The sequence below is a fragment of the Streptomyces sp. NPDC054840 genome, assembly GCF_053611065.1.
In genome coordinates this window covers 1-14,087 of record NZ_JBSGZP010000121.1, presented here as the reverse complement: position 1 = coordinate 14,087, position 14,087 = coordinate 1, and the positions used below count along the sequence as shown (strand labels likewise).

The following is a 14,087-nucleotide window of genomic DNA, read 5'->3' as shown; positions in this document are numbered from 1 at the left end:
GTCAGGACCAGCGTGTCCAGCTTCGCCGGACGGCCCCACCAGCGCGCGTTGCGGGTCAGGGCGGCGGTACCGGTCTTCTTGTCGACGGCGCCCAGCACGAAGGGCCCGGCGGTGATCTTCAGCGCGCCGCGGGCGCCCTCGTTGAAGGCGCCCGGGGTGCCGGTGACCTGCTTGGGGTAGAGCGGGGTGAAGAGCGAGCGCCAGTCGGCGTACGGCTTGTTGAAGGTGACCCTGACCTCCAGGTCCGTCTTGCCCTTCTCGATCTTCTCGATGCGGTCGTAGCCGGCGTTGCGTGCCGTCCAGTACGCCGAGTCCTTGCCGTTCAGGGCCCGCCACTGCGCCACGAAGTCGGCGGCGCCGATCTCGCGCCCGTCGCTCCACACCGCCTTCTGGTTCAGCTTGTACTGGACGACCTGCTTCGGCTCCCGCTCGATGACCTCGGCCTTCTCCAGGTAGTCCGGGTTGATCACCGGCCGGCCCTTGGCGTCCAGCACGAAGAGCTGGGGCAGCACGGCGCCGGCGATCCTGCTGGTGGTGGCGTCCGCGTCGGCCTGGAAGGTGTTGAGGGTGTCCGGGAGCGTGTCCACCGCCCAGCGCAGCACTCCCCCGTCCGCGATCTTGTCGCGGGTGGTCGCCGCGATGTCCTGTCCTGCGGCGGCCTGACCGCCCTCATCGTCACCCGCGCCGCAGCCCGTGAGCAGCGGCAGTGCGAGGACTCCCGAGGTCAGGAGCGCCAAGGACCTGCGCCTTCTCTGTGACATGGGTGGTACCTCCGGGGGCGGGGCGTGCGGGAAGCATGATCACATTCGGCGGTATATGGAGCTGATCACACCGGTTGCCGGAACCCACTGAAATGGACGCTCCGCCGCACCCCCCGCACCCGCCTCTCGCCACGCCGCGAACCCCACCCGTGCGGACCAATCCCGCTTTCGCGGCGAGAGGCGTTCCCCCGGGAGAGGGATGAGAATGGGGGGCAGGGAGGGGCGCACGATCCACGCCTGCGCGCCCGCAATCGCTGCACGTCCCTTCACACGGGGGACGGGAAGCGCGACACTCGCAGGCGCACATGAGCGTTGCCACCGCACCTGGCGGAAGTGAGGGCAAATCATGTCCCTGCAAGACGATCTGAGTGCCGTACGGCGCAACCTGGACGAGCTGACGCGCAAGGTCGAGCGGCTGGAACAGCAGGCCGCACGGCAGAAGCCGTCGACGACGGCGGCCGGTCCGGACCCGTTGCGGATGGTGACGGTCCCGGACACCCCGTACGACAGCTCTTTGTGGACGGACTCCGACGACGAGGGCCTGGGCGCCCGCGACCGCCGCGCCCCCTAGGCCGTCACGGCCACGCATCCACCCGCGCCCCCTCCGGTCCGGCCGGCCACGGCCGGGCCGGCCGGGGCATCCCTCATCACTCCTCCCGGAGTCTTCTTTGGCCACAGGCACGGAACGACCCCAGCAGCGGCCCGGCGGCGTCCACGACGCCTCCCGGGCCGCGATCGCGGCCCGGCACCTGCGCACCGACCGGTGGTGGCTGGCCCCCGCCGGCACCGCGGCCGGGCTGTTCGCCTTCATCCTCTACTCGACCTGGCGGGCCTTCGCGAACGCCGACTACTACGCGGCCCCCTACGTCTCCCCCTTCTACTCCCCGTGTCTCGCGGAGAACTGCGTCCCGATGAAGGGCGGGCCCAACTGGGAGATCTTCGGCAGCTGGTGGGTCCTCTCCCCCGCCCTGCTGATCCTGATCTTCCCGCTCGGCTTCCGGCTGACCTGCTACTACTACCGCAAGGCCTACTACCGGGGCTTCTGGGCCTCGCCGCCCGCCTGCGCCGTCGCGGAACCGCACACGAGGTACACCGGCGAGACCCGCTTCCCGCTGATCCTCCAGAACGCGCACCGGTACTTCTTCTACGCGGCGGTCCCGGTCGCGGGCATCCTCACGTACGACACGGTGCTGACCTTCCGCGACGAGGACTACGCCTGGGGCCACATGGGCCTCGGGACCCTGCTGTTCCTCGTCAACATCGCGCTGATCTGGGCCTACACCCTGTCCTGCCACTCCTGTCGGCACATCATGGGCGGCCGGCTCAAGCACTTCTCCAAGCACCCGGTGCGCTACCGGCTCTGGGGCTGGGTCAGCCGGCTCAACACCCGGCACATGCAGCTGGCGTGGGCCTCCCTGATCAGCGTGGCCCTGTGCGACTTCTACGTGTACCTGCTGGCCAGCGGCGCCTTCACCGACCCGAGGATCTTCTGAGATGGCTCAAGTGGAACGGCAGCAGTGGGACGTGGTCGTGGTCGGCGCGGGCGGCGCCGGGCTGCGCGCCGCGATCGAGGCGCGCGAGCGCGGCGCCCGTACGGCCGTGATCTGCAAGTCCCTGTTCGGCAAGGCCCATACGGTGATGGCGGAGGGCGGGATCGCCGCCTCCATGGGCAACGTCAACGAGGGCGACAACTGGCAGGTGCACTTCCGCGACACCATGCGCGGCGGCAAGTTCCTCAACCAGTGGCGGATGGCGGAGCTCCACGCGAAGGAGGCCCCGGACCGGGTCTGGGAGCTGGAGACCTGGGGCGCGCTCTTCGACCGGACGCCCGACGGGAAGATCTCCCAGCGCAACTTCGGCGGGCACGAGTACCCGCGCCTCGCGCACGTCGGCGACCGCACCGGCCTGGAGCTGATCCGCACGCTCCAGCAGAAGATCGTCCAGCTCCAGCAGGAGGACTTCAAGGAGTACGGGGACCACGAAGCCCGCCTCAAGGTGTTCCAGGAATGCACGGTCACCCGGGTGCTGAAGGACCACGGCGGCCCCACGGACGGAGCGAGGGTCTCGGGGACCTTCTGCTACGAGCGCGAGACCGGCCGCTTCTTCGTGCTGGAGGCCCCGGCCGTGGTGCTGGCCACGGGCGGGATCGGCAAGTCCTTCAAGACCACGTCGAACTCGTGGGAGTACACCGGCGACGGCCACGCGCTGGCCCTGCTCGCGGGCGCGCCCCTGCTGAACATGGAGTTCGTGCAGTTCCACCCGACCGGCATGGTCTGGCCCCCGTCGGTCAAGGGCATCCTCGTCACCGAGTCCGTGCGCGGTGACGGCGGGGTGCTGCGCAACTCCGAGGGCAAGCGGTTCATGTTCGACTACGTCCCCGACGTCTTCAAGGAGAAGTACGCCGAGTCGGAGGCGGAGGGCGACCGCTGGTACGAGGACCCGGACCACAACCGGCGCCCGCCCGAACTGCTGCCGCGCGACGAGGTGGCGCGGGCGATCAACGCCGAGGTGAAGGCGGGTCGCGGTTCACCCCACGGCGGGGTCTTCCTCGACGTGTCCACCCGGATGCCGGCCGAGAAGATCAAGCGGCGGCTCCCGTCGATGTACCACCAGTTCAAGGAGCTGGCGGACGTGGACATCACGGCGGAGCCGATGGAGGTGGGCCCGACCTGCCACTACGTGATGGGCGGGATCGCGGTCGACTCGGAGTCCGCCGCCACCGTGGGGGTGCCGGGACTGTTCGCGGCCGGCGAGGTCGCGGGCGGGATGCACGGCTCGAACCGGCTCGGCGGCAACTCCCTCTCCGACCTGCTGGTCTTCGGGCGGCGGGCCGGACTGCACGCGGCGCGGTACGCCACGTCCGCCGGACGCCCGAGCGTCGCCCAGTCGGAGATCGACGCGGCGGCGACGGAGGCGCTGGCCCCCTTCCACGCCGCCGAGGGCGCGGAGAACCCGTACACGCTCCACCAGGAACTGCAGACGACCATGAACGACCTCGTCGGCATCATCCGGCGCGAGGGCGAGATGGCCGAGGCCCTGGAGAGGCTCGCGACCTTGCGCGTACGGGCCTCCCGAGCCGGTGTCGAGGGGCACCGGCAGTTCAACCCCGGCTGGCACCTCGCCCTGGACCTGCGGAACATGCTGCTGGTCAGCGAGTGCGTGGCCCGCGCGGCCCTGGAGCGCACCGAGAGCCGGGGCGGGCACACCCGCGAGGACTGCCCGTCGATGGAGCGCGGCTGGCGCCCGGTGAACCTGCTGTGCCGGCCGGTGGACCCGGCCCCGGTGGACCCGGCGGCCGACCGGATCGCCCTCGAACGCACGCGCACCGAGCCCATCCGTCCCGACCTGCTCGCGCTCTTCGAGAAGGAAGAGCTGGTCAAGTACCTCGCCGAAGAGGAGCTCCACGCATGAGTACGTACGACGCGAGCTTCCGGATCTGGCGGGGCGACGCGGAAGGCGGGGAACTGCGGGACTTCACCGTCGAGGTGCACGACGGGGAAGTGGTCCTGGACATCGTCCACCGGCTCCAGGCCACCCAGGCCTCGGACCTGGCGGTGCGCTGGAACTGCAAAGCGGGCAAGTGCGGCTCGTGCAGTGCGGAGGTCAACGGCCGGCCACGGCTGATGTGCATGACGCGCATGTCGACCTTCGAGCGGTCCGAGACGATCACGGTCACACCGCTGCGCGCCTTCCCGGTCGTCCGCGACCTGGTGACGGACGTGTCCTTCAACTACGCCAAGGCGCGCGAGGTCCCGGCCTTCGTACCGCCGGAGGGGGTGGCCCCGGGCGATTACCGGATGCAGCAGATCGACGTGGAGCGCTCGCAGGAGTTCCGCAAGTGCATCGAGTGCTTCCTGTGCCAGGACACCTGTCACGTGGTGCGTGACCATGAGGAGAACAAGGGTGCCTTCGCCGGTCCGCGCTTCCTGATGCGGGTGGCGGAGCTGGACATGCACCCGCTGGACGCGGCGGCGGAGGCGGGTCTGGACCGCAAGCGCACCGCGCAGGAGGAGCACGGGCTCGGCTACTGCAACATCACCAAGTGCTGCACGGAGGTCTGCCCGGAGGGCATCAAGATCACCGACAACGCGCTGATCCCGCTGAAGGAGCGGGCGGTGGACCGTAAGTACGACCCGCTGGTGTGGCTGGGCAGCAAGATCGGGCGCAGATCCGCAGACCCCCGCTAGTGCTGTGGCCGGGAAGGTTTGCCGGGTTGCGGCGTCCGGTGTGGTGCATCGCAAGGCGGAGGGCCGCGGCTCGTACTGGACGTACTCGCGCGGTCCGACAACGCGGCGAGGTGCCGTGCCGGGCGTCGTGACCCGGTGAACCTTTCCGGTCACAGCACCAGGTCGTGGACGTCAACCCGGCGACCGGACTGCCGTACTGACGACCCGGCAGTGCGATCGTCGCGCGCCGGTCCGGACCGCGGCCCGGACCGGTGCGGGCGGTCAGCCGGTGTCCAGGACGAGGTCGGCGCGGTGGCGGCCCAGGGCGACGAGGCGCGCGTTGAGTTCGTCCGAGCGGGCGACCCACGCGCGCGCGTATGCGGGGTCCTTGCCGTGCCGTACGTGACGGTCGATCAGCCGCTCCAGGCGCAGTTCCTCGGACGGGGCGAGGTACCAGGCCTCGTCCAGCAGGGGGCGGACCGGGGCCCAGTCCCCCGCGTCGTGCAGCAGGTAGTTCCCTTCGGTGATCACCAGCGGTACGTCCGGGGTCACGGGGATGCTGCCCGCGATCGGCTCCTCCGAGGAGCGGTCGAAGGCGGGCGCGTACACCGTGGACCCGTGCGGCGCGCGCAGCCGGCGCAGCAGGGCGACGTAGCCTGCGGCGTCGAAGGTGTCCGGGGCGCCCTTGCGGTCGGCTCGCCCCAGGCGCTGCAGTTCGGCCTGGGCGAGGTGGAACCCGTCCATCGGGACCACGACGGCCCGCTCCGGCCCGAGTGCTTCCGCGAGCCGGGCGGCCAGTGTGGACTTTCCGGCGCCCGGGGGCCCGGCGATGCCCAGGACGCGCCGCTCCCCCGCAGCGGCCAGCGCCCCCGCCCTCACCAGCGGTTCCGTCGTACTCATCCGCACATCCTGCCCGAGGGGTCCGACACCGGGCACCCCCGGCCGTGGTCGCGGGCGGGGCGCCGGGGTGGTGCGTCAGCAGCGCGGGCAGGCGTCGCACCACCCCGCTGTGGGGATGGGTGTTCGAGGTACGTGGCGCGTCGGCATCATAGGGGGACGGCGAGGTGATCGCCTCCGTCACCGAGCGGTGCCGGTCGGCCCCGGCGCGCGAGCCACCGATAGGCTCGTGCACCGACCGGGGAGATGAAGGATCGATGACGTTGAACGAAGGCCTCCGGGTGAAGCTGGCCGAGGACCTCACGCTGACCGGTTCGGTCACCGCGGCGGGGGGCGCCGTCGCCGGGTTCCTGGCCCTGGCCTCGGGCGCCGAAGGCACCGTCGAGCGGGTGGACGAGCACCGGCCGCGGAGCGGCGAGGACGTCCGCGAGTACGAGCGCCTGAAGTCGCTCCTCGACTCCTTCGGCCATCAGATGCCCGAGGGGAGCAGGAAGCAGCTCGATGAGAAGGTCGCCTCCCTGGAACCCGCCTGGGTCGCCTTCCAGGAGCAGAAGGTCCGCGTGACGGTCCGCGTCCGCTTCGACAACGGGTTCGTCCTCGACGGCGCTCACGAGGAGCTCTTCACGTCCGCCTGAGGCCGTCCGGCGCCGCGCGGCCCTGCCGTGGGCGCGCTCGTACGGCACCTTCCGGTGAAACGCACCTCGGGTGCGGCCGGCCGGCACCACCGGTACACCGCGCCGGCCCGCCGAGACCGGGCGGACGGACCTGCCCCCCGGGGAGTACGACGCCGTGCGCCGGTACGACGGCGAGACCGGCACCTCCCGCGCCCGGCCGGCTGCCGACCGAGGAGTGAACCCGTCCGGCGCGCCCGCGCGGCGCAGCCGTGCCACGCTGTTGCTTGGCCTCGGGAGGAGACAGCCGCGACGAACGGAGCGCGCTGTGAGCAGATCGTTCCACCCCGCACCGGTACGGCGCGGCATGGCCGGCGCCTGCGCCGCCCTGCTGTTCGTGGCGCTCGCCTCGGGGACCGCGACCGGCGCGGACCCGACCCCGGCCCCGTCCGCGTCCCCGGCCACGCCGTCCGCGACCGCCGACACGGGCCTCGGTGGCCTCGACCCGCGCATCAGGGCGATCATGCGCAAGCCGGACTACCGCAACGCCCGGTGGGGCCTGCTGCAGACCGACCCGGACAACGGCCGCGTCGTGCACAGCCTCTTCCCCGAGCAGTTCTTCATCCCCGGGTCCACCGCCAAACTGCTCAGCGTCTCGGGCCCGTGGCACACCCTCGGCGCCGACCACCGCTTCGTGACCCCGCTCTACGCGGTCGGCGAGCGCGACGGCGCGACGCTGACCGGCGATCTCGACCTCGTCGCCCAGGGCGACCTCACCATGGGCGGCCGGACACGGCCCGACGGCACGGTCGCGTACACCGACCTCGACCACACCTACGCCAACGACTTCCCCGGCGCGACCCTCACCCCGGAGAACCCGCTCGCCGGGATCGATCTGCTCGCCCGGCAGGTGCGCGACTCCGGCATCACCCGCGTCGACGGCGACGTGATCGTCGACAGCCGGCTGTTCCTCCCCGACCCGGAGCTCGTCCCCACCCCGACGCCCCTGATCATCAACGACAACCTGATCGACCTCATGACCACCCCCGGGGACCGGCCCGGCGCGGACGCCCGGCTGGAGTGGCGGCCCAAGGTCGCGCCCTACCAGGTCACCTCGGCGGTGAAGACCGTGGCGGCCGGGAAGCCGACCGCGGTCACGGTGACGGCCACCGACGGCGGCACCCGGATCCGGCTGACCGGAACGATCGCGGCGGACTCCGAACCGCTGCTGCGCACCTCCCCGATCGGCGACCCGGCCGGGTTTGGACGCGTCGCGCTGATCGAGGCGCTCGAACGGGCCGGGGTGCACGTCACCGCCGACCCGTCGGGCGCGAACCCGGTGGGGCGGCTGCCGCGCGACTACGACGGCCGCCCGCGGGTGGCGGCGTACACCTCCCCGCCCTACGCCCAGTACGGCAAGCTGATCCTCAAGGTCAGCCACAACCTGGGCGCCAACCTGGGCATCTGCCTGCTGGCCGTCACGGCGAAGAGCGACGGATGCCCGGCCGGCTTCCCGGTGCTCGCCGACTTCCTCGACCAGGCCGGAGTCGACCGCGAGCAGGCGCAGCTCATGGACGGCCGGGGCGGCAACCCCGCCGACCGGGCCACTCCGCGGGTGCTGGTGCAGATGCTGGCGTACTGGCAGCGGACCCCGGACGCGCGGCTGTTCCGGGAGGCCCTGCCCATCCTCGGGGTCGACGGTCTGCTGGCCGAGAACTGCCGCGGCTGTCCGGCCCGGGGAAAGGTGTTCGCCAAGACCGGCGCGGCGGTCGGCGGGGACGCCCTCAACGACCGGCTGGCCGTCGGCGCGATCACCATCGCGGGCTACCTGGACAAGGGCGGCGGCCGCTTCGACACCTTCTACGCGGGTGTCAACGGCGCCTCCACACCGGGCGCCGACCCCACCCAGGTGCTGACCATCGCCAACGACCTCGCGATGATCGCTGCCTACCTCCAGGAGTCGTCCGCGCCCTGACCGGTCGCCTCCCGCGGCCACAACTCCCCTGCGGGGACGTGGCGTTCCCACAGTGCGCGAGGGCCTGCCCGAGGAGACGACGAAAGACCCTGGTACCGCCCGCCGGGAACGGACGGCCGCAGACACACCGAGTGCCCGGCGTGCCGGGCACGGGCGTAATGCGTTGGGGTCCCACGGCCCGGTCTGCGAGCATCCTCGGATGGGTGCATTGGACGCAGTGGCCGACAGGGTCGCCGGGGGAGCCACCGTGGAGTTCCGGCCGACCGGCTCCTCGATGCTCCCGTTGATACGCAGTCGTCAGCGGGTGGTGGTCGCTCCGGTCGACCCGTCGAAACTGAGGGCCGGGGACATCGTCCTGGCCCGTGTCGCCGGGACGGTGTACCTGCACCTGGTGTCGGCCGTGGATCCGGCGAGGAAACGGGTGCGGATCAGCAACAACCGGGGCCGGGTGAACGGCTGGACCGGCCACGACCGGGTCTTCGGCATCTGCACGGCGGTCGACGGTGTCCCCCGGGTGGGCGCCGCGGACAAGACGCGTGCGGCGTAGGGGTCCGGGGCGATGCGCCGCGTGAAACTTCGGGTCACCCTCCACCGGGCGCGGCTCGGCCCGGTGGAGTTCAAGGTCATCCGACCGGCCCGGCCGCCGGCCCGCGCCGTACTCGTCGACCGTGACCGCTTCTTGGACATCCCTCTCGATCAGGATGCCGCGAAGCTGATCGGCGGCCTGTGGACGGTCGCCGCCTCGTCACCGCGCTCGCTGGTCCACGTGCCGATCCGCGGGAACCACGCCCCCGCGCGCGGACGGCCGGAAGCGGGGACACGACAGCTCGATCTCGTGCTGCTGCACCACTCGCTCCAGTTCGCGCCCGCACGGTGGAAGGAGCTCCGTGCCCGGCTCGGCCCGGGGCGCCCGCAGACGGTGACCCTGCCGGTGCCCGGTCCGGCGGTGGTCGGCGGATCCTCGGCCGACGACGAGGCACGGCACCACCGGGAGAACCGGGATCTGTTCCACCAGCACCTCCATGCCGAGACCCTGTTCATGACCGGCAGCGCCAAAGTGTTCCGGGCCACCGCCCACCACTTCCTGGATGTCGCCCGGCACGGTCCCGGACACGTGGCCGCCCATCCATCGCCCTCGCATTTCTGCACCCGGTTCCATTCCACCGCCGGAGTCCTCGGTGACGCGCGCGAGATCCACGTCGAGTACTGCGACCGGTGGAGCCCCGAGGCCCTCTCGTCGAAGTAGCGCGGGTGAGGTCGGCGGTTTCCGGCAGGAGGAGCAGCCCGGAGCTCGGCACGGCCTGGCGGTACGGCCGCGACGTGTACTGAGCGAGGGCCGCGGAACCCGGAACCGCCTCGCCGGGCGGCCGAACCCGCGCGGCCGTGCTCAGAGGCGGTGGATCCGCTCGATGCCGTACCAGCTGGAGACACAGGCCGCGACCCAGTCCCGCTCGTAGTCGGAGGTGAAAAAGGGCTCGGCCAGGCTCCCGATGTATATCGGCTGGTACCCGATGTCGGTGGCACCCGTCGCGGCCTCGGTCCGGATGCGGGAGTTCTGGGCGTCCCAGACCACCGCGCGGGTGACCGTGGCGGTGGTGAGCTGCTTGGCGCTCGGGACGAGCACGGCCAGCGAGGCCAGCGCCAGTCCGGCCGCGACCACGATGCCCGCCGGCAGGGCCACGGCGACCCCCCGGCGCCCCAGGAACCGGCGGGCCCACACCCCCAGCAGGACGCCGTAGGCACACAGCGACAGTTCCAGCGGGACGAGGTAGTTCGTCCAGGTACGGGCGTACGTCCATCCGCTCGGTCCGTACCCGCTGCGCAGCCCGAGCACCACCGCGAACGATCCCAGCAGCACCACGGGCACCGGCAGCAGCAACAGGGCGACGAGCATCCCGCGCGGGACGGCCGCCCGGCCCGGCTCCCGCTCCCCGGGCGCGGGCACGCGCGCCGCCAGCCCGGCCCCCAGGCCCAGCAGGACGCCGATGGCGGCGGCTCCGAGGTAGGCCCACTGGCCGGTGACGGTGTCCCACATGCGCAGCCAGTCCTCGTAGGTGCCCCGCAGTTCGCCCGCGGAGAGCATGGACTCCTTGGCCGGCTGTTGGGCACGGCGCCACCGGGCGCCGGGGGACGTGGTGAGCACGATCAGTCCGCAGACCACCCCGGAACACCAGAGCAGGCACCAGGTGAAGGGATACCAGGTCTGCGCCAGCTTGAGGCGGGGCACGGCCAGCAGTCCCACGCAGGCCGCGAGGAGGCCGCTGACGAGGGAGAACGACTCGCTGAGGGTGCCGATCGCGAACCCGATGAGGAACGCCGCCGCGAAGCCGCCCGCACGGACGGCGGCCCGGGGCTGCCGAACGGTCCAGATGCCCAGCAGGAGTGCCCACACGCCTATGACGCTCGGAATGGTGTGGGAGATCGTGGCCGGCGCCCACAGCAGGACCTGATAACTGCGTGTGCCGCCGAAGTAGATCAGGGCCTGTACGGCCAGGGAGGCGGCAAGCAGGAGCAGTACCGGTGGTTTCACGCCGAGGCACCGCAGGAACTGGATCCCGAGCAGAACCAGACCGATGGTGAGGACGACGGCGATGACAGTCGGAAGGATCTTCACCCCGGCGAGTCCGTCGCCGTAGATGATGCCGCTCAGGAAGGCGTTGGTGATCCGGCCGTTCTGGGTGGCGTAGAAGTCGTGCGTGATGCCGAGGACGCCCAGATCACGGGCCTTCCAGGCGGCGCACCAGTCGTCCGAGGTGGGCCGTACGTAGAGGCCGAGGAAGCAGCCGACGGCGATCAGCGCGCCGGCCGCCGCCACGAGGGAGCCGCCCGCGACCGGCAGGAGCCTGCGGACGAACCGGCGATTCCCCTCGGTCGAAGCAGTGCTCATTCACCAGTCCTTCGCAACGAAGCGCGGCCGGGCCGACGTCCGACGGCCGATGCCCCGGCCGGTTCAGGTCCCACCAATGTGCACGGTCCGCGGCCCACCGGCATCCGAGGGGAGCACCGCCGGGACCGGGCTCCCGGCACTCCTGCCGTGCGCCACGGGCGCGTTCGCCCCTGCCACGACCGGCGCTCGGTTGCTCCGTCCGTTGCTCCGTGGGCGTTGCTCCGACCGTTGCTCCGTGCGGGAACGCGGGCCCTTTGCGGTCTGTCCGCTTTCCTCACCCGGGCGGCGGACATGTCGTGGCGGGCCCGGCACCGCGGGCCCACGATGGGAGCTCCGGGGGCCGCGCGCACGGAAGCCCGACAGAAGGAGTGGCGATGCCTGCTGTCCCGCTCGTCCGCTGGGCGGCCGTCATCGCGGCCCTCACGAGCGTCGCCCTCCCGGTGTGTGTCGCGGGGAGCTCCGTCCGCCGGCCCTCCGAGGAAGAGCGGCCGGTGTTCTTCGTCCGGCCTCTCGGACACCAGAGCCTCGGCGATGCCGAGGGCCGCTACGCGCCCTTGTCGATGCTCGTCGCCCCCACCGTCGGACTCCTCTCCAACACCACCGCCGCCGAGGGCGTCCCGCCCGCCCTCGCCGGGGGCGCCCGGTACGTAGAGCAGAGCCACGTTCTGCGGCTGCTGTCCGGCCGGTGGCGGTACCTCCCCGCCGGGCGGACCGCGTCGGTCGTGGTGGCCCCGGAGGATCCGACGGCCCGGCTGCAGATCGCCGAGAGCCGCGCCTGGCTGGCCGCCGGCCGGGTGCCGGGCAGCTCGGCTCTCCGGCGCGCGGCGGCCGAGCGGGCCCTGCTGGCCATGCGCGCCCTGCTGCGTCCCAACGGAGCCATGGCGGCCGGCTGGTCCCCCGGCTGGATGTACTCCTGGCCGCGCGACTCCAGCTTCGCCTCCGCCGCGTTCGCGCACACCGGCCACGATGCCGAGGCCTACCGGATCCTGCGCTACAGCGCCGCGACCCAGCGCGAGGACGGCACCTGGGAGGCGCGGACAGAACTCGACGGGTCCGGGCCTCCCGACAGCAGACGGTGGCAGCTCGACGCCAACGGCTGGATTCCCTGGGCCACCTGGCAGTGGTACCGGACGGCGCCTCCCGACACCCGCCGGGCCCGGCTGACCGCCCTCTACCCGATGATCCGCAAGGCGGCCGACCACGCGGCGGCGTCCCTCGGGCCGGACGCGCTGCCCCCGGCCTCCCCGGACTACTGGGAGGTGATGACGACCAGCACGAACATCGGTACGGCAGCCCCCCTGCTCGCCGGACTCAACGCCGCCGCGGACCTCGCCGACGAGCTGGACCGGCCGGGCGACGCGGCCCGCTGGTCCGGCGCCGCCGGGCGGCTCTCCACCGCGATCTCCCGGAAGTTCGCCCCGCTCGGCTACCAGCGCACCGTCGACGGACAGCACGGCCGGGACAGCGCGGTGGCCTTCATGGCGCCCCCGTTCAACACGGCCCCGGCCGACCTGCCCCGGGCGCTGGACACCACGTACAAGGCGCTGCTCCTGCCCAACGGGGGGCTCACCCCCGGCAACGATCCGACGGCGCCCTGGGGTGCGAACGCCTGGACCCCCAGCACCTCGTTCTTCGCCCTCGCGTGGGCGGCGACGGGGAAGGCGGCGAAGGCCGGGCAGGTCCTGGACTGGGTCCTCGCCAAGCGGAACCCGCTCGGGGAACTGCCCGAGAAGGTGGACCGGGCGGGCCGGCCCGCGTCGGTCGCGCCACTCGCCTGGACGGGCTCGATCGTCGTGCTCACCCTGGTGGCACTCGACGGCGGGGCGCTCACCGCACCACCCCTGAGGCCGTAGCCCCGCGCCCCTGCGCCCCTGCACCGTCAGACCGGATCCGTTCCGTCGACAGGAGGCGGGGCGGTGCGCAGGCGCTCCAGTTCGGCCAGGAGGCGCTGGTACGCGAGCTTCTCGGCCGCCACCGCGCGTGCGAGGGGGAGGTGGTGCGGATCCTGCCGCGACCGGGGCTCCTGGGCGGCGGCGACGCGGAGCTCCCTCGCCCGGTCCACTTCGTTCATCGCCGCCACGGTTGTGACATCGAGCAGCTTGTGGTCCAGGACCTGGGCGAATGCCCGCTCGGTCGGTGCCGTGAGCCTGTCGAGGTCCTGCGCGCAGCTCTCCGGGGTCTCCGTCCGCTCACAGGCCTCGTCGACATCGCGGGAGAGCGATCGGAGGGCCTTCCCGAGTTCCGGGTACCCCCAGTCGGGCGCGGTGTCGCCGCCGCATCCGGCCACCAGGGCCGTGCAGGCGGCGAGGGCGGCCACGGCCCGGATCGTTCCGACTGCCGGGCACGTGCGTCGGCAAGAAATGAGAGGAGGGGTCATGGAAGCCCCGATCGCCCGTTGGTCCGAGTGCGACCGCTGCGGCGGCGCGAGGTGGTCCGGCTGCCATCCTCACCCGCTCCGATCAGCCCTGCCACCCGGCGGGCCCGGGGCGCCGGACTGGGCGCCGGTCATCGAGGGGGCTGTCCCCCGGCGACGGTCGAGCCCGGGCGGCCGGCCTGCGCGAGCGTCCAGGGCTGGACGGCCCGGTGCCACGGGGTGGGGGTCCGGCTGCCGGCCGGCATGGCGCCTCCCGCGGGGACCGTCGTGATGACGTGCAGATCGGCGTCCAGGCCGAGCGCCGCGGCGACGGCCGTACCGGCTCCTTCGGCCACACCGGCCGGGGCGCCCGTGTACAGCATCTGGGACTCCTGCCAGGACTGGGGACCGCCGGTGGCCGCGACGCCGACGGTGCC

The 14,087-nt window shown here is 72.4% G+C and carries 14 protein-coding genes; 9 read left to right on the top strand and 5 right to left on the bottom strand.

Annotated features, from left to right (window positions below; genetic code table 11):
• On the bottom strand, window positions 1-761 hold a 761-nt coding region (locus tag ACWGIU_RS11925), incomplete at its 3' end, for an ABC transporter substrate-binding protein (protein ID WP_453704819.1).
• A gap of 346 nt (window positions 762-1,107) precedes the next feature.
• Between ACWGIU_RS11925 and ACWGIU_RS11920 the strand changes: the two genes are divergently transcribed.
• From ACWGIU_RS11920 to ACWGIU_RS11905, 4 genes are all read left to right on the top strand, one after another.
• A complete protein-coding gene (locus ACWGIU_RS11920; protein ID WP_453704817.1) occupies window positions 1,108-1,332 on the top strand; it encodes a hypothetical protein in 225 nt (74 codons plus the stop codon).
• Between the two features lie 97 nt (window positions 1,333-1,429).
• Complete coding sequence (locus ACWGIU_RS11915) at window positions 1,430-2,254, top strand: hypothetical protein (RefSeq protein ID WP_453704815.1); 825 nt, start codon at window positions 1,430-1,432, stop codon at window positions 2,252-2,254.
• 1 nt (window position 2,255) lies between these two features.
• Complete coding sequence (locus ACWGIU_RS11910; RefSeq protein ID WP_453704813.1) at window positions 2,256-4,172, top strand: fumarate reductase/succinate dehydrogenase flavoprotein subunit; 1,917 nt, start codon at window positions 2,256-2,258, stop codon at window positions 4,170-4,172.
• On the top strand, window positions 4,169-4,948 hold the full coding sequence (locus ACWGIU_RS11905) for a succinate dehydrogenase/fumarate reductase iron-sulfur subunit (protein WP_453704811.1): 780 nt from the start codon (window positions 4,169-4,171) through the stop codon (window positions 4,946-4,948). The genes ACWGIU_RS11910 and ACWGIU_RS11905 overlap by 4 nt, the downstream gene beginning before the upstream one ends.
• 261 nt (window positions 4,949-5,209) lie before the next feature.
• Here ACWGIU_RS11905 and ACWGIU_RS11900 read toward each other — a convergent pair whose 3' ends face one another.
• Window positions 5,210-5,827, bottom strand: a complete 618-nt coding sequence (locus ACWGIU_RS11900; protein ID WP_453704809.1) for a nucleoside/nucleotide kinase family protein — start codon at window positions 5,825-5,827, stop codon at window positions 5,210-5,212.
• A gap of 254 nt (window positions 5,828-6,081) precedes the next feature.
• Here ACWGIU_RS11900 and ACWGIU_RS11895 point away from each other — a divergent pair, with 254 nt between their 5' ends.
• From ACWGIU_RS11895 to ACWGIU_RS11880, 4 genes are all read left to right on the top strand, one after another.
• Window positions 6,082-6,459: a hypothetical protein gene (locus ACWGIU_RS11895; RefSeq protein ID WP_453704807.1), complete on the top strand. Its 378-nt coding sequence runs from the start codon at window positions 6,082-6,084 to the stop codon at window positions 6,457-6,459.
• A gap of 304 nt (window positions 6,460-6,763) precedes the next feature.
• Window positions 6,764-8,410 (top strand): D-alanyl-D-alanine carboxypeptidase/D-alanyl-D-alanine endopeptidase, encoded by a 1,647-nt coding sequence (gene dacB, locus ACWGIU_RS11890; RefSeq protein ID WP_453704805.1) that lies wholly within the window; start codon window positions 6,764-6,766, stop codon window positions 8,408-8,410.
• A gap of 199 nt (window positions 8,411-8,609) precedes the next feature.
• Window positions 8,610-8,957 carry a S26 family signal peptidase gene (locus ACWGIU_RS11885; RefSeq protein WP_453704803.1) on the top strand — a complete coding sequence of 116 codons (348 nt, stop codon included), beginning with the start codon at window positions 8,610-8,612 and terminating at the stop codon, window positions 8,955-8,957.
• A 21-nt stretch (window positions 8,958-8,978) separates the two neighbouring features.
• Window positions 8,979-9,656, top strand: a complete 678-nt coding sequence (locus ACWGIU_RS11880) for a hypothetical protein (RefSeq protein WP_453704801.1) — start codon at window positions 8,979-8,981, stop codon at window positions 9,654-9,656.
• 141 nt (window positions 9,657-9,797) lie between these two features.
• On the opposite strand, the gene ACWGIU_RS11875 is transcribed toward ACWGIU_RS11880, so the two are convergent.
• A complete protein-coding gene (locus ACWGIU_RS11875) occupies window positions 9,798-11,297 on the bottom strand; it encodes a hypothetical protein (protein ID WP_453704799.1) in 1,500 nt (499 codons plus the stop codon).
• A gap of 374 nt (window positions 11,298-11,671) precedes the next feature.
• Here ACWGIU_RS11875 and ACWGIU_RS11870 point away from each other — a divergent pair, with 374 nt between their 5' ends.
• A complete protein-coding gene (locus ACWGIU_RS11870; RefSeq protein ID WP_453704797.1) occupies window positions 11,672-13,150 on the top strand; it encodes a hypothetical protein in 1,479 nt (492 codons plus the stop codon).
• 26 nt (window positions 13,151-13,176) lie between these two features.
• Here ACWGIU_RS11870 and ACWGIU_RS11865 read toward each other — a convergent pair whose 3' ends face one another.
• Window positions 13,177-13,614, bottom strand: a complete 438-nt coding sequence (locus ACWGIU_RS11865) for a hypothetical protein (protein WP_453704795.1) — start codon at window positions 13,612-13,614, stop codon at window positions 13,177-13,179.
• Window positions 13,615-13,802: 188 nt separating this feature from the next.
• Window positions 13,803-14,087 (bottom strand): hypothetical protein (locus ACWGIU_RS11860; protein WP_453704793.1); only part of this gene is annotated, 285 nt, incomplete at its 5' end.

Excerpts from the sequence above, each read along its gene's own strand:
- ACWGIU_RS11920 (WP_453704817.1), top strand. The coding sequence starts at position 1,108 with ATGTCCCTGCAAGACGATCTGAGTGCCGTACGGCGCAACCTGGACGAG.
- ACWGIU_RS11910 (WP_453704813.1), top strand. The coding sequence starts at position 2,256 with ATGGCTCAAGTGGAACGGCAGCAGTGGGACGTGGTCGTGGTCGGCGCG.
- ACWGIU_RS11905 (WP_453704811.1), top strand. The coding sequence starts at position 4,169 with ATGAGTACGTACGACGCGAGCTTCCGGATCTGGCGGGGCGACGCGGAA.
- ACWGIU_RS11900 (WP_453704809.1), bottom strand. The coding sequence starts at position 5,827 with ATGAGTACGACGGAACCGCTGGTGAGGGCGGGGGCGCTGGCCGCTGCG.
- ACWGIU_RS11895 (WP_453704807.1), top strand. The coding sequence starts at position 6,082 with ATGACGTTGAACGAAGGCCTCCGGGTGAAGCTGGCCGAGGACCTCACG.
- ACWGIU_RS11885 (WP_453704803.1), top strand. The coding sequence starts at position 8,610 with ATGGGTGCATTGGACGCAGTGGCCGACAGGGTCGCCGGGGGAGCCACC.
- ACWGIU_RS11875 (WP_453704799.1), bottom strand. The coding sequence starts at position 11,297 with ATGAGCACTGCTTCGACCGAGGGGAATCGCCGGTTCGTCCGCAGGCTC.
- ACWGIU_RS11870 (WP_453704797.1), top strand. The coding sequence starts at position 11,672 with ATGCCTGCTGTCCCGCTCGTCCGCTGGGCGGCCGTCATCGCGGCCCTC.